This window comes from Rahnella variigena, assembly GCF_003610915.1.
GTDB classification, from domain to species: domain Bacteria; phylum Pseudomonadota; class Gammaproteobacteria; order Enterobacterales; family Enterobacteriaceae; genus Rahnella; species Rahnella variigena.
Genome location: NZ_NSDJ01000001.1, coordinates 2,300,660 through 2,319,568, shown reverse-complemented (window position 1 = coordinate 2,319,568; position 18,909 = coordinate 2,300,660). Strand labels below are relative to the sequence as shown.

The 18,909-nt window shown below is 51.3% G+C and carries 16 protein-coding genes; 8 read left to right on the top strand and 8 right to left on the bottom strand.

Annotation, left to right across the window (positions count from 1 at the left end):
- Positions 1 to 9: 9 nt before the first annotated feature.
- Positions 10 to 1,188, bottom strand: a complete 1,179-nt coding sequence (locus tag CKQ54_RS10790) for an efflux RND transporter periplasmic adaptor subunit (RefSeq protein ID WP_120160738.1) — start codon at positions 1,186 to 1,188, stop codon at positions 10 to 12.
- A 562-nt stretch (positions 1,189 to 1,750) separates the two neighbouring features.
- On the opposite strand from CKQ54_RS10790, the gene CKQ54_RS10785 reads away from it, so the two are divergent.
- Both CKQ54_RS10785 and CKQ54_RS10780 read left to right on the top strand, forming a co-directional pair.
- Complete coding sequence (locus CKQ54_RS10785; RefSeq protein ID WP_112291157.1) at positions 1,751 to 2,296, top strand: cytochrome b; 546 nt, start codon at positions 1,751 to 1,753, stop codon at positions 2,294 to 2,296.
- A gap of 64 nt (positions 2,297 to 2,360) precedes the next feature.
- Entirely contained in the window at positions 2,361 to 2,936 is a 576-nt protein-coding gene (locus CKQ54_RS10780) for a YceI family protein (protein WP_120160736.1), read from the top strand.
- A gap of 66 nt (positions 2,937 to 3,002) precedes the next feature.
- Here CKQ54_RS10780 and trhO read toward each other — a convergent pair whose 3' ends face one another.
- Complete coding sequence (gene trhO / locus CKQ54_RS10775) at positions 3,003 to 4,058, bottom strand: oxygen-dependent tRNA uridine(34) hydroxylase TrhO (RefSeq protein WP_120160602.1); 1,056 nt, start codon at positions 4,056 to 4,058, stop codon at positions 3,003 to 3,005.
- 230 nt (positions 4,059 to 4,288) lie between these two features.
- Here trhO and CKQ54_RS10770 point away from each other — a divergent pair, with 230 nt between their 5' ends.
- The 4 genes from CKQ54_RS10770 to mdtG all read left to right on the top strand — a co-directional run bounded on the left by CKQ54_RS10770 (position 4,289) and on the right by mdtG (position 8,830).
- Positions 4,289 to 5,386, top strand: a complete 1,098-nt coding sequence (locus CKQ54_RS10770; protein WP_112291160.1) for an NADH:flavin oxidoreductase/NADH oxidase — start codon at positions 4,289 to 4,291, stop codon at positions 5,384 to 5,386.
- 340 nt (positions 5,387 to 5,726) lie between these two features.
- On the top strand, positions 5,727 to 6,662 hold the full coding sequence (locus CKQ54_RS10765; RefSeq protein WP_120160600.1) for a Kdo(2)-lipid IV(A) acyltransferase: 936 nt from the start codon (positions 5,727 to 5,729) through the stop codon (positions 6,660 to 6,662).
- Between the two features lie 210 nt (positions 6,663 to 6,872).
- Positions 6,873 to 7,307 carry a DoxX family protein gene (locus tag CKQ54_RS10760; RefSeq protein WP_120160598.1) on the top strand — a complete coding sequence of 145 codons (435 nt, stop codon included), beginning with the start codon at positions 6,873 to 6,875 and terminating at the stop codon, positions 7,305 to 7,307.
- Positions 7,308 to 7,591: 284 nt separating this feature from the next.
- Positions 7,592 to 8,830: a multidrug efflux MFS transporter MdtG gene (mdtG, locus tag CKQ54_RS10755; protein ID WP_120160596.1), complete on the top strand. Its 1,239-nt coding sequence runs from the start codon at positions 7,592 to 7,594 to the stop codon at positions 8,828 to 8,830.
- 40 nt (positions 8,831 to 8,870) lie between these two features.
- On the opposite strand, the gene CKQ54_RS10750 is transcribed toward mdtG, so the two are convergent.
- A complete protein-coding gene (locus CKQ54_RS10750) occupies positions 8,871 to 9,269 on the bottom strand; it encodes a VOC family protein (RefSeq protein WP_120160594.1) in 399 nt (132 codons plus the stop codon).
- Positions 9,270 to 9,482: 213 nt separating this feature from the next.
- On the opposite strand from CKQ54_RS10750, the gene CKQ54_RS10745 reads away from it, so the two are divergent.
- Positions 9,483 to 9,890, top strand: a complete 408-nt coding sequence (locus CKQ54_RS10745) for a MysB family protein (RefSeq protein WP_120160592.1) — start codon at positions 9,483 to 9,485, stop codon at positions 9,888 to 9,890.
- A gap of 16 nt (positions 9,891 to 9,906) precedes the next feature.
- Here CKQ54_RS10745 and CKQ54_RS10740 read toward each other — a convergent pair whose 3' ends face one another.
- From CKQ54_RS10740 to CKQ54_RS10730, 3 genes are all read right to left on the bottom strand, one after another.
- Positions 9,907 to 10,152: a YceK/YidQ family lipoprotein gene (locus CKQ54_RS10740; RefSeq protein ID WP_112291169.1), complete on the bottom strand. Its 246-nt coding sequence runs from the start codon at positions 10,150 to 10,152 to the stop codon at positions 9,907 to 9,909.
- Between the two features lie 204 nt (positions 10,153 to 10,356).
- Entirely contained in the window at positions 10,357 to 12,939 is a 2,583-nt protein-coding gene (mdoH, locus tag CKQ54_RS10735) for a glucans biosynthesis glucosyltransferase MdoH (protein WP_120160590.1), read from the bottom strand.
- Positions 12,932 to 14,467 (bottom strand): glucan biosynthesis protein G, encoded by a 1,536-nt coding sequence (locus tag CKQ54_RS10730; RefSeq protein ID WP_112291240.1) that lies wholly within the window; start codon positions 14,465 to 14,467, stop codon positions 12,932 to 12,934. Before CKQ54_RS10730 ends, mdoH begins: the two co-directional genes overlap by 8 nt.
- Before the next feature lie 332 nt (positions 14,468 to 14,799).
- On the opposite strand from CKQ54_RS10730, the gene mdoC reads away from it, so the two are divergent.
- The gene (gene mdoC / locus CKQ54_RS10725; RefSeq protein ID WP_120160588.1) at positions 14,800 to 15,984 is read left to right on the top strand and encodes a glucans biosynthesis protein MdoC; all 1,185 of its coding nucleotides are present in this window, start codon (positions 14,800 to 14,802) and stop codon (positions 15,982 to 15,984) included.
- 80 nt (positions 15,985 to 16,064) lie between these two features.
- Here the strand turns inward: mdoC and CKQ54_RS10720 are convergent, their stop codons facing one another.
- Entirely contained in the window at positions 16,065 to 17,096 is a 1,032-nt protein-coding gene (locus CKQ54_RS10720; RefSeq protein ID WP_120160586.1) for an HlyD family secretion protein, read from the bottom strand.
- 56 nt (positions 17,097 to 17,152) lie between these two features.
- Entirely contained in the window at positions 17,153 to 18,754 is a 1,602-nt protein-coding gene (locus CKQ54_RS10715) for an MFS transporter (RefSeq protein WP_120160584.1), read from the bottom strand.
- Positions 18,755 to 18,909: the final 155 nt, after the last annotated feature.

Below are 18,909 nucleotides of genomic sequence, written 5' to 3'. Positions count from 1 at the left end.
CGTTGTTCCTTAACCTTTCTTAGCTGCGGCGGCTGAGACGTCAGAAGCGTCCCGTACACTGACCTTCATGCCTGGCTGAATCTGTTGCAGGCCTTCCGTCACGACACTTTCGCCGCCCTGCAATCCTTCAGCCACGAAATAGCCGTGAGAAGTTTGTGCGCCAAGCCGGACAGGACGCGCCTCGATGCGCTGTTCAGCATTCACCAGCAGAACAAAATATCCTGTCGCATTTTGCTGCAGAGCCTGCGCCGGCAATACCGGCAGCTGATCCCCTGTGCGCGGCTGGGCGGTGACATTGACTGTTCCGCCCGGCAATAAACGATGCTCAGGATTGGCGACCGTCAGCCTGACCGGCAACGTTCCTGTCTGTGCTTCGATGCGGTTACCCAGTGACTCAAACACCGGCGTTTTCATATAGGGTGAACCATCCGATAAGCGCAGGGACAAAGCCATATGGGTATCAGAAAATGCCTGTCCGAGGTCACCGCTGGTATGCGTCGCGCTGAGAACATCCCGCTCGTTGACCGAAATCACCACGCGGATGGGATCAAGTTGCACAATTTCCGTCATTACACCGCTGGCCGGGCTGACCAGACTGCCGGTATGAAAATGACTCACGCCGATGCGCCCCGAAATGGGCGCGGTGATACGGGTGTAACTGAGCTGAAGTTCCTGCGTTTTCAATGCAGCCTGCGCTTGCGCCACGGCAGCGCGGGCGGTATCACGTGCGGCGAGCACGGTATCGACATCGGACTGACTTACCGTACGCGCATCTCCCAGACGCTGAATACGGTTCAGATGTGTCTGGGCGTGGCGCGCAGTGGCATTGGCACTGTCCAGTTGGGCCTTTGCCTGAGCAACCGCAGCCTGATGCAGGGCCGGTTCGATTTCATACAGCAGATCCCCGGCATTCACGAACTGCCCTTCTTCAAAGGCGCGGCGGGCAATAAATCCTTCCGTCCGGCTGGTAATATTCACCGCCTGAACGGCCTCAAGTCGCCCGAGATAAGTGCGGCCAACGCCGTCAGCCTGGGTTTCGATAGTGGCAGCGGTTACTACCGGCAGGGGCTGCGCAGCCTGAACGACCTGCGGGGCGATGAATAATGTCAGCAGTACCGGAATGGCGGCAAAACGTTTTGTTGCAGTGAACCGTTTTGTTGCAGTAAACCGTTTTGTTGCAGTAAACATAGTGTCACTCTCCATGTGATGCCGGATGCCGCTCTCTTTGAATTCAGGGAAAGAAACCTCATCAGGAAACATCAAATATAAGACAATAAAAATATTCCTAATTGGAATTAAAAAGGATTATAAATATCATCCTATTGCATAAGCTGATCTCGATCAGGTCTGAACAAAACCCTAAAAGTCTTTACGCTTTCTTTAAGAAACATTGAGTCTTTACGACATAAACACTGCGTTATTCCAGATCCTCATTCATTCAAAAAAACTGAAACCAAAAACATCCGATATTATTAATCACTGTTGTAATCATTATTTTTACTCAAATTTTTAGAAGAAAAGCAAACTTTACTTTCGATGACAAAAACTGACAAACCCTTGCCAGCTCTGCCTTGTACTCAAAAACCCGTACCGCCGTGCAGATAAAACGAAAGCACTGAATAAGATCATGATAAGAACATCAAAAATAATGAAAGAGTAAAATTAATCGTCTTTTTTGGAAATAATAGTTTGCCAGAATGTTTCTAAATGTTTAATTTCCACAAAAATCCTTAGTCGAGATTGCCTGTTTATGTTGTGGAAAAATACGCCCGTCCGGTTTGGTCATATTTCAGTAATCCTTCACTGGATTATTGCACTGGCCGTTTACGGATTATTTGCACTGGGATTGTGGATGGTCGGACTGGGTTATTACGACACCTGGTATCACCGAGCGCCGGAAATACATAAAAGCATTGGCGTGCTGGTGTTTATTGCCATGGTATTTCGTCTGGCCTGGCGCTTTATTTCACCGCCGCCTGCGCCTCTTGAAAGCTATAGCGCGAAAACCCGGATCGGCGCGTGGCTTGCTCATGTTCTGTTATTTATCGGGTTGTTCGGCATTCTTATAAGCGGCTATCTCATTTCGACCGCTGAAGGCCAGGCCGTCAGCGTCTTCGGCTGGTTTGAACTTCCCGCGACGCTGTTCGGATTGAATCAGCAGGCGGACATTGCAGGCACCCTGCATCTGTGGCTGGCGTGGGGCATTGTGATTGTCTCAGGGTTCCACGCGCTTGCAGCGCTTAAACATCATTTTATTGACCGCGACAGCACCCTGACACGCATGCTGGGGCGCTGATCCGGTTAACGTTCTGCTCTTTACTTATGTTGTTCACATTATGGATAAACGGAGAATAACCATGTTGAAAAAAACCACTCTGGGACTGACGCTGGCATCCCTGTTACTGGCCGCGGGTTCTGCCACCGCAGCAAATTACAAAATTGATAAAGAAGGTCAGCACGCCTTTATCGAATTTCGTATCAAACATTTAGGTTACAGCTGGCTCTACGGCAGCTTTAACGATTTTGACGGCGGATTCACTTTCGACGAGAAAGACCCAGCGGCGGATAAAGTGAATGTGACCATCAACACCACCAGCGTATTTACCAATCATGCCGAACGTGACAAACATCTGCGCAGCGCTGAATTCCTAAATGTCGGCAAACATCCGCAGGCAACGTTCAAATCAACGTCAGTGAAAAAAGAAGGTGAGGATCTGGAAGTTACCGGTGATTTCACTCTCAACGGCGTCACCAAACCGCTGACCCTTCAGGCCAAATTGCTCGGTCAGGGCAAGGATCCGTGGGGCGGCTATCGTGCAGGCTTTGAAGCCGCAGGCACTATCGCGCTGAAAGATTACGGCATCACCACCGATCTGGGTCCTGCGTCTCAGAATGTGGAGCTGATTATTTCCGTGGAAGGTGTGCAGGAGAAGTAATTCACTGGGCCAAAAAAGCCCTGAACAGCGAATGCCGTTCAGGGCTTTTTGTCATTCAGACGCCAGTCAGTCGTTTTCCGGAGCAGGAATATGCATGGTGGTTTGCAACAGGCCTTTGGACTTATTGAAAATCTTGATGCCGTTTTCACGGCCAGCGCGCAGCGCACGCTGTTCTTCCACCGGCAATTTCAGTTCGGTCATACAGATTTCGCTGCAACAACCGTCAAACTTCGCCGCACACGTCGGGCACTGAATAAACAACAGATGGCAGCCGTCATTTTTACAGTTGGTGTGGTTGTCGCACGCTTCGCCACACTGGTGGCAATGCGCGATCACGTCATCAGAAATACGCTCACCCATGCGTTCATCAAAGACAAAGTTTTTGCCTTTAAATTTGACCGGTAAGCCCTGCTCTTTTGCACGGCGCGCATATTCAATAATGCCGCCTTCAACGTGATACACATTCTTAAAACCGTTATGCAGCATATAGGCGCTGGCTTTTTCACAGCGGATCCCACCCGTGCAATACATCACGATTTTTTTGTCTTTGTCTTCTTTAAGCATATCAACGGCCATTGGCAGCTGATCGCGGAAGGTATCCGATGGCACTTCTATCGCTTTGTCAAAATGCCCCACTTCATATTCGTAGTGGTTACGCATATCAACAAACAGCGTGTCCGGATCGTCAATCATGGCGTTGACCTGTTCGGCTTTCAGGTACTCACCCACGTTAGAAGGATCGAAAGTATCATCATCAATCCCGTCCGCCACGATACGGTCACGCACTTTAAGACGCAGCACCCAGAAGGATTTACCGTCGTCTTCCAGCGCCACGTTCAGACGAATTTGATCCAGCGCCGGATGGCTGGAAAACAGCTCGGTTTTAAACGCCTCAAACTTGCTCTGCGGAACGCTGATTTGCGCGTTAATCCCTTCTTTTGCCACGTAAATACGACCAAACACGTTAAGACGCGTCAGGCTGACATACAAAGCATCACGGAAGGTTTTCGGATCTTCGAGCTGGAAATACTTATAAAAAGAAACGGTGGTGCGCGGCTCTGTTTCAGCCAACATGCGCGCCCTGAGTTCCTCATTAGAAATACGGTTATGTAACACTGGCATGGTGTACGTTCCTGTCTTTCAGGGGAATTTAACTATTGGATACCGAATAGCTACTTTTGAAGCGGCAAGATTATACATTAAAGCAACAACGAGGACATCTTCCGTTGCAAATTCGTCATAAGAAAAACACCTGCTGTTCATTGCCCATGTTTTAAATGCGATAACCTATTCTTAGATGTCACCCATCCTTGGGAACTCTTCACTACGCTGAATTTTAAGGGGCATGAAATATGAGTAAGCTTTTTGAACCAATTACCTTAGGCGAGCTGACGCTGGAAAACCGCATTGTGATCGCGCCAATGTGCCAGTATTCCTCCGATGAGGGGAAAGCTACTGCATGGCATCACGCCCATCTGGGGCAGTTATCCTTCTCCGGTGCCGGTCTGCTCATCCTTGAAGCCACTGCCGTTGAAGCCGCAGGACGTATCTCTGCCGAGGATTTGGGGTTATGGGACGATGCCACTGAAGCAGCAATGAAAGATCTGATTACCGGCCTGCGCGCCAACAGCAAAATGCCGCTGGGTCTGCAACTGGGACATGCCGGTCGCAAAGCCTCCTGCGCTGCGCCGTGGAACGGTGGCGCGCAAATCCCACAATCTGCTGGCGGCTGGCAAACGGTCGCACCTTCCGCTATTGCTTTCACAGAGGGCACTGAAGCACCTGAGGCGATGTCTCTGGCGCGTATTGATGAGCTGAAAAAAGCGTACGTTGAGACTGTCCGCCGCGCGGATCGTCTGGGCTTAGACCTGCTCGAACTGCACGGTGCGCACGGTTATCTGCTGCATCAGTTCCTGTCACCGCTGTCAAACCAGCGCACAGATCAGTACGGTGGCTCACTGGAAAACCGTATGAGATTGCTGCTGGAAATCTTCCAGGAAATACGTGCCGAATTCCCGGCTGAAAAACCGATTGGTGTGCGTATCTCTGCCACTGACTGGGTGGAAGGTGGCTGGGACCTGGAACAATCCATTGAACTGGCTAAAGCGCTGGACAAGCTGGGTTGCAGCTATATTCACGTCTCCAGCGGCGGCCTGAGTCCGCAGCAGAAAATCGCCGTTGGCCCGAACTATCAGGTGCCTTTCGCTGACGGCATCAAGCGTTATGTGAACATGCCAGTGATCGCCGTAGGACTTATCACCGAACCGGAGCAGGCTGAAGCCATTATCGGCACCGGTCAGGCTGATATGATTGCCCTCGCTCGTGGCATTTTATATAACCCGCGCTGGCCGTGGCATGCTGCCGCGAAACTGGGCGCCAAAGTTTCGGCGCCGAAACAGTACTGGCGCAGTGAGCCTCACGGGCTGAAAGGTCTGTTCCATTCGGAATAACCCCACAGTCGCAAAAGCACAACAGGCAGCCTTCAGGGCTGCCTGTTTCATTGACAAAACCGTTTCTCTGCTGATATTTGATGCGATGTATACCATGGCAAAACGGATGAGTAGATAAAAACCAAATTGTTTTCCATTCACCCAATCCATAAGTAAAATGAGGTATTAGTGCCGTGAATTTTCACGTCATACAAAAAAAATGCCACAATGTTTCACTTTACTGCAAATAATTACGAACAACTTTTATTCCCATCGAAATATGGACGTATTTCCGTGGCAGGCTGCTGCACTAGACAGAGCTTATAAACTTTCTACTTCGATCCATTGACGCAGAGAATCTATGACTCAGGTACCGACCTTTAACCGATCGTTGCTTCACCCACGCTACTGGATCACCTGGCTTGGTCTGGGCTTGCTGTATGCGCTGGTATTATTACCTTATCCGGTCATTTATCGAATTGGCACCGGACTGGGCCGCTTCTCTATGCGTTTTCTCAAACACCGCTATAAAATTGCGCGGCGTAATATCGAATTATGTTTCCCGGACATGCACCCGGAACAGCGTGAAGATATGGTGGTTAAAAACTTTGAATCCGTGGGAATGGGCTTATTTGAAACCGGTATGGCCTGGTTCTGGCCGGACTGGCGTATAGAGCGCTGGTTCAAAGTCAGCGGTCTGGAGCATATCCAGCACGCACGTGACAACAAACAGGGCGTGTTGCTGATAGGCGTACATTTCCTGACGCTGGAGCTGGGCGCCCGCATTTTCGGCATTCACAACCCGGGCGTGGGCGTTTACCGTCCGCACGACAATAAGCTGATGGACTGGATCCAGACCAAAGGACGTATGCGTTCGAACAAAGGGATGCTTGATCGCAAAGACCTCAAAGGTATGATCCGTAGTCTCAAGCAGGGCGACATCATCTGGTATGCGCCCGATCACGACTATGGCCCGCGTGCCAGCGTATTCGTTCCTTTCTTTGCCGTGGATAAAGCCGCAACGACCACCGGCACCTACCTGCTGGCGCGGATGGGCAAACCGGCCATTATCCCGTTCACTCCGCGCCGTCTGCCGGGTGGAAAAGGCTATGAGATGATCATTCATCCTCAGGTGGCTGACTTCCCGCTGGATGATGAAGTGGTCGCCGCGACGTATATGAATAAAGTGGTTGAGAACGAAATCCGCCAGGCGCCGGAGCAATATATGTGGCTGCACCGCCGCTTCAAAACGCGCCCGCAAGGGGAACCGTCGCTCTATAAAGCCCTCAGGGATTAACGTACCAAACCGGCGGACTCAGGTTCTGCCGGTTTTTTGATTTGCTTCGACAGTTTTTTTGACAGACATCTTCAAAGTTATCAGATTTTATCCCATCCCGTTTAGGCCAATACTCTCTGCATAATTCCTCCACGTGATTACTCCGCTGATCTTGGAGCCGCGTGACCCCCTGCCTGCACCCGGGCATGTTACCTTCAAAAGGAACACATTATGTTGGCTAAACTGAACGCTTCTTTTACCCGCGCCATTGATCATCAGGATTTTGGTAAGCTGCTGTTACGTCTGACTTTTGGCATTCTCATTTTATTTCATGGCGTAGCTAAAATAGAAAACGGTGTCGGCTGGATTGCCCAGATGTTGCAGGCTGACGGTCTGCCTGGTTTTATCGCCTATGGCGCTTACATTGGCGAAGTGATTGCGCCGGTTCTGATTATCCTGGGTATTTTCACCCGCCCTGCTGCGCTGGTAATGGCCTTCAATATTTTAGTCGCTGTGTTCCTGGTCGTCGCCGGCAAGTTCTTTACCACCACAGAAGTCGGAGCCTGGGGTCTGGAAGGTGAAGCCATGTACTTCTTCGGCGGTCTGGTGATCATGTTCCTGGGCAGTGGCCGTTACTCCGTTATGAAAAACGAAGCCTTGCGTTAATCGGTCTTTTTTTGCGTCATCCTGGATGTTATTAAATCTGTGTCTGTCGCGGTCAGCTTCGTTGCTGGCCGTTTTTTTTTGCATTTTTCACCCTCCGTTTGATCTTCTTCACTCCCCGATTTTTTTAAACCTGTATTTTAGTTCTTACTGTTACAGTTCATTAACATCATTGAAGTGAATGATAATTAGGCGCATAATTATCATGCCAATTGATTGTTACTTGTGCTCTGTCTTGTTTCCGTCTGTCATTCCAGAGCGAACCTGACCTCATTTTTCGGTATTTTATGACTCCGGCACCTGAACCTGAAATCGCACCAGATCCTATAAACTGGAAACGTAATCTGTATGTTGCCTGGATTGGCTGCTTCCTGACCGGTGCCGCATTCAGCCTGATCATGCCGTTCCTGCCCTTGTATATAGAAACCCTCGGTGTTACCGGCCATGAATCCCTGAATATGTGGTCGGGGCTGGTTTTCAGTATTACCTTTCTGTTTTCTGCTATCGCCTCGCCTTTCTGGGGCGGACTCGCGGACCGTAAAGGCCGTAAAATCATGCTGCTGCGTTCCGCGCTGGGCATGGCGATTGTTATGGTGCTGATGGGCTTCGCACAAAATATCTGGCAATTTCTGATCCTTCGCGCGCTGCTCGGGCTTCTTGGCGGATTCGTCCCTAATGCCAATGCGCTGATCGCCACCCAAATTCCGCGCAATAAAAGCGGCTGGGCGCTGGGCACGTTATCTACCGGTGCGGTCAGTGGCGCACTGATCGGCCCGCTGGTCGGGGGGTTGCTCGCCGACAGCTACGGTTTGCGTCCGGTGTTCTTCATCACCGCCTGCGTGTTATTCCTGTGTTTTCTGATGACGCTGTATTTCATCCGCGAGCAGTTCGTGCCGGTGAACAAAAAGGACATGCTCAACCGTAAGCAAGTTTTTGCTTCGCTGAAAAACCCCAAGCTGGTGTTATGTCTTTTCGTCACTACGTTGATTATTCAGATTGCGACCGGCTCAATTGCGCCGATTCTGACGTTATATGTGCGTGAACTGGCGGGAAATACGCAAAATCTGGCGTTCATCAGTGGGATGATTGCGTCGGTACCTGGCGTGGCCGCGCTGATGAGTGCGCCCCGTTTGGGCAAACTCGGCGACCGGATTGGCCCGGAGCGAATTCTGGTGGCGATGCTGGCGCTGTCAGTGTTACTCCTGATCCCCATGGCTTTTGTCCAGACGCCATTACAACTCGGTATTTTGCGCTTTCTGCTGGGTGCCTGCGATGGCGCACTGCTTCCCGCCGTGCAGACGCTGCTGATTTATAACTGTACCAATCAGGTTGCCGGACGCGTGTTTAGCTACAATCAGTCTTTCCGCGATGTCGGGAACGTCACCGGTCCTTTACTGGGCGCGGCAGTATCCGCCAGTTACGGCTTCCGTACGGTATTTTTCGTCACAGCGATGGTCGTACTGTTCAATGCGGGATATTCGTACTGGTGCCTGCAACGCCGGCCTAAGCAGGCTATGGCGGACTAGCGCCTGGCTGGCGTCGCAAAGCTTGTACTGACGCAAGTTTCTAGACGCTCCAGTCACGCTGAGCCAGAACCACGCGATAACCATCGATATCCTCAAAGGTTTTACCGCATTCATCCCAGTAAGGATTAAACGATGGCGCGGCGATAAAACCCGCTTTTGACATCAGCTCACACTGACTACGCCATTCCTCGTTATCCGGAATATAAAACACCAGGAGATTGTCCTGCGTCGGCGCCCGCCCCACCGATGTGCCGTGGTGATGCGTGAACTCCAGATGATAATGGTGATGCGGATGCCCTACCAGCACACCATCAAAGCCCTGATGATCGCTAAAACGGCCGATCTCCCCGAAACCCAGCCCCTCACAATACATTCGCGCTAACGGCTCGAGATTATCCGTCGGACGCGCCACCCGCATAACTGCCTGTCGTGAAACCATTTGTACCGTCTCTCTTTTTATCCGATGAAAATCACCAGCAAGAAATTGAGAATAGCAGAAAAAAATCCGACTGATTTGGTCTGAAAACTTGCATCCTGCCAGTTATCGACAACAATCATTTAATCAGGTTTTTCACTGTCAGATGGTCGTTACTTGTTCATTAATAACGCTATTTGCTGCACCCCTATTTCCCTTTCAATCCAGGAGACAACAATGAGCATGTACGCAACGCTTGAAGAAGCTATTGATGCCGCCCGCGAAGAATTTCTCGAAGCTGCGCAAGACAGGATCCATGGTGATGAGGAGCCCATTCCGGATCAGTTCAACCTGCAAAAATACATCATGCAGGATGGCGATATCATGTGGCAGGCAGAATTTTTCACCGGTGAAGGCGAAGCTGTCGACGCACTGACTTTCCGCAGCGGCGCGGCAGCGCAGGCTATCTTTGACGAGGACTATGATCAGATAGAACTTGAAGAAGAGTGGGATGACGAAGCCACGTTATATGAATGGGATGAAGGCGAATTCCAGCACGAGCCGCAGCTTGATACCGAAGAAGGTGAAGCCGCAGCGGAAGAATGGGATGATGAAGACGAATATCCCGGCCGCGATATCGATTAAGGGCGCGGATTAAGACTCATTCATAAGGCCCGTGGCGGGCATCAATCGGCAACATAAAAGTGTCGACAATCATTGATAAAGGGACGTCAATGACGGTGACGTAACGCCACGGGCTGTCACGCAAATCCCACTGCACGCCGGGATAATACTGATTGCCATGTCCCTGCCCCGGAACGGTACGGCTGATAATACTGCCACATCCGGCAAGCAGAGTGGTCAGTAACGCCAGCACACATCCACGTAAAACAACCCGTTTAATCACTCACACAACCTGTCGAATCAAATCAAAAGAAGCACGCTTTTTAGCGCAAAATTGCGCTCTGAGCTTAGCACGCGCGTGACACTTTCAATGTTAAGGGGAGGTAAAATTTATACTGTAATCCGCTAAAGATTACCTGTCTTCACGCATAAAGAAAACGGGCAGTATGTTTGCACATACTGCCCGTTTTTAGCCCTGCACTGTCAGTCAGGCGGGTTTTACTTCCAGCGTCTGCGTAACAGGGAACGCCTGTACGTTACGAGGCAGCTGGTTGTAGTATGCACCCCATGCCTGCTGATCCGGTTGCGTCCACACCGCAGAGTGTAAACGTGCCATCAGCACCGGATCACTGAGCAGAATCAGACGATCCGCTTTACCCAGATCCTTCGGACCAGTTTTCAGCGCATGTTCCAGATGAGCACGACGACCGTTTTCAACGGCATCGCGCAGCAGGTGGCGGGACGTTGCCATCGCCGTTGCCAGTGCGTTGAAGCCCGGATCAAATACCGCGTGCATGAAGCCATTCTGCAGCTTACGTTCGCGGTTCAGCGTCAGGTATTCTTCAGTCGCCACCAGTTCACGCGGAGGATTGTACTCTTCCGGGATCAGGAACAGTTTGGCTCGTTTACTCTTAATCCCGAGCGTTGCACGGCTCGACAACACCGAAACAATCGGCGACAAGATCAGAGAGAAGACGATTGGCGCCAGCCACCACAGGAAACGCAAGTCCAGCCATGCCATACCGGCAGCCCAGACAGCACCCAGCAACAGCTGAGATCCATGACGCTTGAAGGCTTCGCCCCATGGCGTGTCATCATCATCACGCTGCGGTGAGTTCCAGACCACTTCCCAGCCAAGGAACGCGCTGACCACGAAAACGGTGTGGAACAGCATACGTACCGGCGCAAGCAGTACCGAGAACAACATCTCGAGGAACATCGAAACCAGCAGACGGAATGCACCGCCAAACTCTTTCGCGCCCTTTGCCCAGATCAGCACAATACTCAGCAGCTTCGGCAGGAACAGCAAGACCATGGTGGTCGAGAACAGGGCTATCGCCAGTTCAGGACGCCACTGCGGCCACACCGGGAACAACTGACGTGGTTGCAGGAAGTATTGCGGTTCCATCAGCGTATGAACGACCTGCAATGCGGTAGACAACGCGAGGAAAGTAAACCACAACGGAGCAGAAAGATAAGACATCACGCCCGTCAGGAATACCGCACGGTGAACCGGGTGCATCCCCTTAACCAGGAAAAGACGGAAGTTCATCAGGTTACCGTGACACCAGCGGCGGTCGCGTTTCAGCTCATCCAGCAGGTTTGGTGGTAACTCTTCGTAACTGCCCGGCAAATCATAGGCAATCCACACGCCCCAGCCTGCACGGCGCATCAGCGCGGCTTCCACAAAGTCATGAGACATGATGGAACCGGCAAATGAGCCTTCGCCTGGCAATGGCGCCAGCGCACAGTGTTCGATGAACGGCTTCACGCGGATAATTGCGTTGTGGCCCCAGTAGTGAGATTCGCCCAGCTGCCAGAAGTGCAGACCGGCGGTGAACAGCGGGCCGTAAACGCGGGTCGCAAACTGCTGGCAACGCGCATACAGCGTATCCATACCTGACGCTTTTGGCGCAGACTGAATAATACCGGCGTTCGGGTTAGCATCCATCAGACGGGCCAGGCCGGTCAGGCATTCACCGCTCATGACGCTGTCGGCATCGAGAATAACCATGTAGGCATATTCCCCGCCCCAGCGACGGCACCAGTCATCAATGTTTCCGCTTTTACGCTTCACACGACGGCGGCGACGGCGATAGAAAATACGCCCGTGACCTTCGACGTCACGGCACACTTCCATCCAGGCTTTTTGTTCCGCTACGCAGATATCCGGATCGTAACTGTCGCTGAGCACGTAAATATCGAACTGATCCAGGTCACCCGTGGCTTTGACTGATTCATACGTTGCACGAAGACCCGCGAAAACGCGCTCCACGTCTTCGTTACAAATAGGCATGATTAGCGCAGTACGGTTGTTCGGATTCAGCGGCTCATTGCCTTTAGTCGATGCCGTAATGCTGTATTTGTCACGACCGATGAGCAATTGCAAAAAGCCCATCAGTGCGGTCCAGAAACCGGCCGAAACCCAGCAGAACAGAATCGCAAACAGCACCAGAATCCCGGTCTGTAAGACATAAGGCAGCAATTGCAGAACCGACTGTTGCCAGTCCTGATTCAGCATATCGCTTGGGTCGATGAGCGCCCAGCCCTGATAAGGCAGGATAGTTTTCATGTACCAGGTAGCGATCGCCGTTTGAACCAGCATCAGGATAAGCAGGATATAACGACGAACAGAACCGGCATGACGCCAGCGCTTTTCCGACTCAGGCATTTCTGAGGCACGATGGCGGGAAGCCGCACTGCGCCCCATCAGGTTATCCCAGAAACGACCGACCGGGTTGGTGCGCCAGACATCAGGGAACATGCTGGAACGTTTAACCGGCGGCATCGCGCGGGCGATGGTACGGCCTTCGTTATCGACTTCGTCCAGAGTGCCCTTCTCCCGGGCATCTGGCCAGCTTGCGCTGACACGTGCTTTGACTGACACCAAAGGGGCATCAGGATCCGCAGCATCAACGATGGCCGACACATCACCGCCTAAGCGGTGATGGACGGTTGCAAAAGCCTGCTCTTCAGCAACGGGAAGCTGCTGAGTGAGCGCCGCTTTCTGTTCATCAGTAAGCGGCAAAGCTTCTACATAATCTTGAGTAGAGTGCGTTGACTTATTCATTTGCAGGCAGCTGATAGCTCCAGGTTTCACTCAGAGTTTTGTCGCCATTGGCCAGAGAAGCGCGCATTTCGATCGCTTTCTTCGGATCCTTCACTTTAAGGCGCAGCGTCAGACGCCAGCCTTTAGTGACAGGATTATAGCGGACGGAGTTTTCAACCAGATCACCGTTGTCACCAACGCTGACCTGAGACGCCACCGGCGTATCGCTCTTCAGTGCTTTCAGATTCGGACCGACGAAATCAATCAGGAAAGCAACACTGCCATCTGGCTCACGGATCAGGTTCGACTGTTTCACATCACCCGTAGAACGCATTGTCCGTTCAACCCACGCCAGATCAGGAGAATGTAATTTCTCCTCTTCACGGGTGAAGTGTAGACGATAGTTCAGACTCAGCGGTTTGCCTGCATCAGGCAATTGCTCCGGCGTCCAGAAAGCAACGATGTTGTCATTGGTTTCATCAGCCGTCGGAATTTCGACCAGCTCAACTTTACCTTTGCCCCAGTCGCCTTTGGTCTCAACCCAACCGCTCGGACGCAAGTCGTAACGATCGTCCAAATCTTCGAAGTTGGAGAAGCTGCGACCACGTTGCAGCAGACCGAAGCCTTTCGGGTTTTCCATTGAGAACTGGCTGACCGCAAGGTGTTTCGGATTGTTCAGCGGACGCCAGATCCATTCACCGTTACCGGCGTGAATCGACAGACCGTTGGAATCATGCAGCGCCGGACGGTAGTTCAGTACCGGTGAAGGCTGATTTGCGCCAAACAGGAACATACTGGTTAATGGTGCCACACCCAGCTTGCCCACTTTGTCGCGCAGATAAACCTGAGACTGCACATCCACCGTCGCTTCTTTGCCTGGATAAACGTCCAGACGATAAGCACCAGTTGCACGTGGAGAATCCAGCAACGCATAAATGACTAAATGTTTTTCATCCGGATTTGGACGCTCGATCCAGAATTCACGGAAACGCGGGAATTCTTCGCCGGAAGCCAGTGCCGTGTCGATTGCCAGACCACGCGCGGATAAGCCATAAACCTGACCTTTACCGATGACGCGGAAGTAGCTGGCACCCAGCACACTCATAATTTCATCATCTTTGTCGGCTTTATTGATCGGGTAAAGCACTTTAAAGCCGGCAAAGCCGAGGTTTTTCACTGAGTCAGCGTCATGTTTGACGTTGCCAAAGTTGAAGTAGTCCGGGCTGTATTTGATTTCTTTAACTGAGTTCGCCGTCACTTCGTTGATTTTAACCGGCGTATCGAAGTACATACCCTGATGATAAAACTCAAGCTTGAACGGCGTATTCAGGTTTTTCCAGTACGCTTTATCATGATTGAATTGAATTTGTTGGTAATCTGCGAATTTGAGATCGCGGAACTGAGACGGAAGATTGCTTTTCGGCGCTTCGTAACCTTTATCGGCTAATGCCTTCGCTTGTTTGGCAACATCATCTATAGAAAAAGCCCAGGCAGATGAGGTGAACATGGTCATCAACACTGCGGCACTTAGCAAACGGACTTTGATCATACGTGACCCTATGGAAAAATTTTTATCCGACACCTTGTCTCCTTTACGCGCGCTTAACTCGTTAACTGTAACTATTTTAAGGGAAGTGTCAGGTTTCCGACAACTTGAGCAGTCGATGGTTCAGCCATTGATGAACCGTTTAAGCGCGACAGGGTACAAGGATATCAATTCGTTGAAACTCCGGCTATGGAAACTTGTCCTATAACAAAGCATGTTTTAAGGTTAGAAACTAAACTAATGTCAACGAAGGTCATTTTTGCTTACGGGTAAAATTAGGCCTAAAGACAAATCACGCTCTAAAATTAGGATGAGCTCTCTACCACGGATACGTAATGAAAGAACAAAAACCTCAACGTGAGTTCTTCTTAGACTCCATCCGCGCATATTTGATGCTGCTGGGTATTCCTTTCCATATATCATTGATTTACTCCAGCCATATCTGGGCGGTAAACAGTGCAATACCTTCTCACGGCCTGACAATATTCAATGATGTCATTCACGCCTTCCGGATGCAGGTATTCTTTGTTATCTCAGGGTATTTTTCTTATATGCTCTATGAGCGCTACAATCCCCAGCAATGGCTGAAGGTACGTCTGGAGCGTGTCGCCATCCCGCTGGCGGCGGCCTTCCCGCTCATCACTATTCCGCAGTTGTATTTCCTGATGAAATTTACCGATAAATTCTCCGGCTGGGACAGCATGGGTTTTTATCAGAAAATTAATGCCACCGTCTGGGAACTGGTCTCGCATTTATGGTTCCTGTTAACGTTAGTTATTCTTACCAGTATTTGTTTTTACCTGTTCAAATTCATTAAAGAAATTAAGAGTAGTCGTATTCAAATTATTAAAAGCCGTACAAACAGCTTAGGAAAACTCTCAATTATATTTTTGTTCATCGGATTAATTTACGCGGCATTTAACAGAAGCCTGTATCTTTTTGCGCCCGAACTACTGTCGAACGGTGCTTTTAATTTCATCGTTATGCAGACGTTGTTTTATCTGCCATTTTTCATCATCGGTGCGTTTGCTTATAAATTCTCCTGGCTGAAAGAGTTGTTCCTGAAACCTTCGGCCACGGCGGGCGTGGTCAGCATCTTCCTGTTCGTGGCTTACATGTTCAATCAGCATGTGAATACCCCGCAGCTGTATTCGATGGAAATTGATGCCATCATCACTACCCTGCTGGGCATCCTGATGGTTAACGTGGTGTTCTCGTTCAGCCATTATCTGCTGAATTTCCAGGCGCCATGGATAACCTATCTGGTGAATTCATCGCTGTTCATCTATCTGATCCACCATCCGTTAACGCTGATTTACGGTGCATTTATTACGCCGAAAATTCACAGCGACTGGCTGGGCTTCTTCCTGGGACTGGTGTTTGTGTTCGGTATCGCGTTCTTCCTTTATGAGGTTCACAAACGCATCCCGATCCTGCGTTTCCTGTTCTCAGGTAAACCGCAGCATCCGGCAAAGAAAAACGCATCTGAGCCAACGCCTCCCCAAAATCAGGCATCCTGATCCCTTTTGCGGAGCGGACATAAAAAAAGGCGGCCCTGCTGATGCAGAGCCGCCTTTTCAATTGCTGAGCCGGCGCTTTATCAGGGCGCTGTCTGAATCGACGGGATCACTGACATCCCCACCTTCAGACGACGGGCATCAGGCTGATGCGCATCCAGCACAATTTTCACCGCCAGCCGCTGCACAACTTTAGTGTAATTCCCTGTCGCGTTATCAGGAGAAATCGGCGAAAACGTCACGCCGGTAGCAGGAGAGATGCTGTCCACTTTGCCTTTCAGCACCACGCCCGGCAGCGCATCGACTTTAATTTCTACCGGCTGCCCGGTATGCACATCACCCAGTTGAGTTTCCAGGTAGTTCGCCACAATATACGCGTCCCTGAGTGGCACAATCGCCAGAACGCGTGTGCCTGCGCTGACATATCCGCCAATACGCAAAGAGCGCTGGCCGACGATGCCATCCACTGGCGCAGTAATTTCAGTATAAGAAAGGTTCAGTTGAGCCTGCGCCAGCGCTGTCGCCGCTGAATCGATTCCGGCTTTTGCCTGCGCCTGCTGTGCTTTCAGGACATCCACCTGCTTTTCAGCACCCAGTGCCGCGGCTATATCACTTTGCTGCGACGCCAGTTTCGCACGTAAATTGGCATCGGATTCGTCACGTGCATCGGCAGTGCCAGAGCCATTTTGCAGCAGTCTTTTGTAGCGATCCGCACTCTGGCGCGCATAGGCAATGCTTGCAGCATCCGAATTCACCAGTGCCTGCGCCTGCAAAATAGTTTGTTGCTGCTTAGCCAGTTGTGCAGTCAGGCTGAGCATCTGCGCATTGGCTGTTTCCAGATTAGCTTCCGCAGTCTGCACGGCATTGCGGTAATCCCGGTCGTCTATTTTTGCCAGCACATCCCCCGCCTTCACGCTCTGGTTGTCCTGCACATAGACCTCGGCGATAGTGCCAGAAATCCGCGGAGCGACCAGCGTGGAATCAGCAGAAACAAAGGCATCATCGGTAACAGGCCGTGAGTTGCCGCTGAGGATCCAGAAAGCGACGACCGCCAGAATAATCACCACCACAACGGCAATCAGCCAGCTCAGGCGAACGGATGAGGTTTTAGTCATGATTCTTTTCTCTCGTTTTTTTTATAGTGAATTCAAATAGTCAGGTGATGCTGCATTCAGGGGCGTCTAACCAGCGACTGAGGCGGATAAGTTCGTTTCGGCAAAACGGCGGCCAGCAAAACCAGAAACAGTGCCAGCCCGATGATGACCATATAGGTGTCAGATATCCCCAGCACCAGCGCCTGTCGCTTCACGCCTTTGGAAAACTGAGCAAGGACCTCTGTCGAAATCGCTGCACCTGTGCTGTTCAGCGGCGCTAAAAAAGTGCTGTCACCGGCATAAGGCTGGGACAGCAGATAACTCACACTGCCGGCATGATTAAGTAAAATGTTGGAATGGAATTGTTCACGATGGCTGACAAAAACGGCCACAAGGGAGCCGCCCATGACACTGCCCAGCCCGCGGGTAGTGTTGAACATCGCTGACGCAAAAGGCCCTTCCTGAGGCTGAACCACGCTGGTGGCGCTCATCAGAATTGGCAGCACCGCCATCGGTTGTCCGAAAGCCTGCATTATCTGGATCAAATAAAAGTTTTCGCGCGACCAGACACCGGTGATCTGCATTCCCAGAAAACAGGACAAACCCACCAGTCCTAACCCGCAAGCCAGCACCCAGCGGCTGTCTATCCAGCGCATGGTCAGCACGAAGGCCACCAGCGGTGCGAGCAATAATTGCGGCAAACCTATTGTCAGCGCCAGCGGCCCGACCTGCACCGCGCGGAATCCGCCAGCTTGCTCCATATAGCTGGCAGGCAATGCCGAGCCGGATAAGAAGAGAAACATCAGCGCGAAGAGCGTGATCAGGCCATGTGCCAGATTATGCCGACGCAACATCTGTAATTTGAAAAGAGGCAACGGATGGTGCCATTCGTTTACCAGGAAAAGTATCAGCAAACCAAGTGCGCCAAAAAACATCAGCGTGATAAGAGGAGAGTTGAACCAGTCCAACCTCTCACCCTGCTGCAGCGCCAGCACTAACAAAGTAATTCCGGCGGGCCCGGTCAGCATTCCCACGGTATCCATCTGTTTAAACCGTTCAAGCCGCAACGGATCCTGCGGCAGACCGTAAGCAACCATGGCTAAGGCCAGAAGACACGGCGGGATCACCTGCCAGAATACCCATTCCCAGCCAACGTAATCCGTCCAGATTGCCGCCAGTGAAGTGGCCATATTGGGTCCGAATGTCGCCGTCAGCGCATAGGCACTCAGCCCGAATAACTTGAGGTGCGGTGGCATAAAACGCAGTGCCGCAGTCATCAGCAACGGCGGCAACGCACCGCCAAAAATCCCCTGCACAGCACGCAGTGCGATAAATACGGGCAAATTGGGGGAATAAGGCAGAACCGCAGCCAGAACCAGAAAGCCCGTCGTGACAAACAGAGTGAAACGACGCAGCGAAAACGTCATAGCAAACCACGGTGCCAGCATCATGGCTGATACTTCCGCAGCCTGATAAGCACCAATCAGCCAGGAACCCTGATCCGAACTGATACTCAATGCGCCACGCACATCCGCGAGCGCGATATCAGTGACACGGTCGTTAAGACCTGAACACAGCGAGGCGATTAATACGCCGATTAGCCCGATCACCAGCCTCAGGGTGAAAGGCTGCGGAACAGGCATCGTGGCGGCAGGTGCCGCCGTGACTGACTGATTCATAGATTCATCAACTCGTTAACTTCACCGCTTTATGGGTGCGGTGAGAGGAAAAGGCAGGTTTTGTACCGTATGAGGTTCAAACATCGGGTGGATCACATATATTTCGATGCAATGCACCACATTGCGATACAAGTAGAAATACTATAATACGGTGC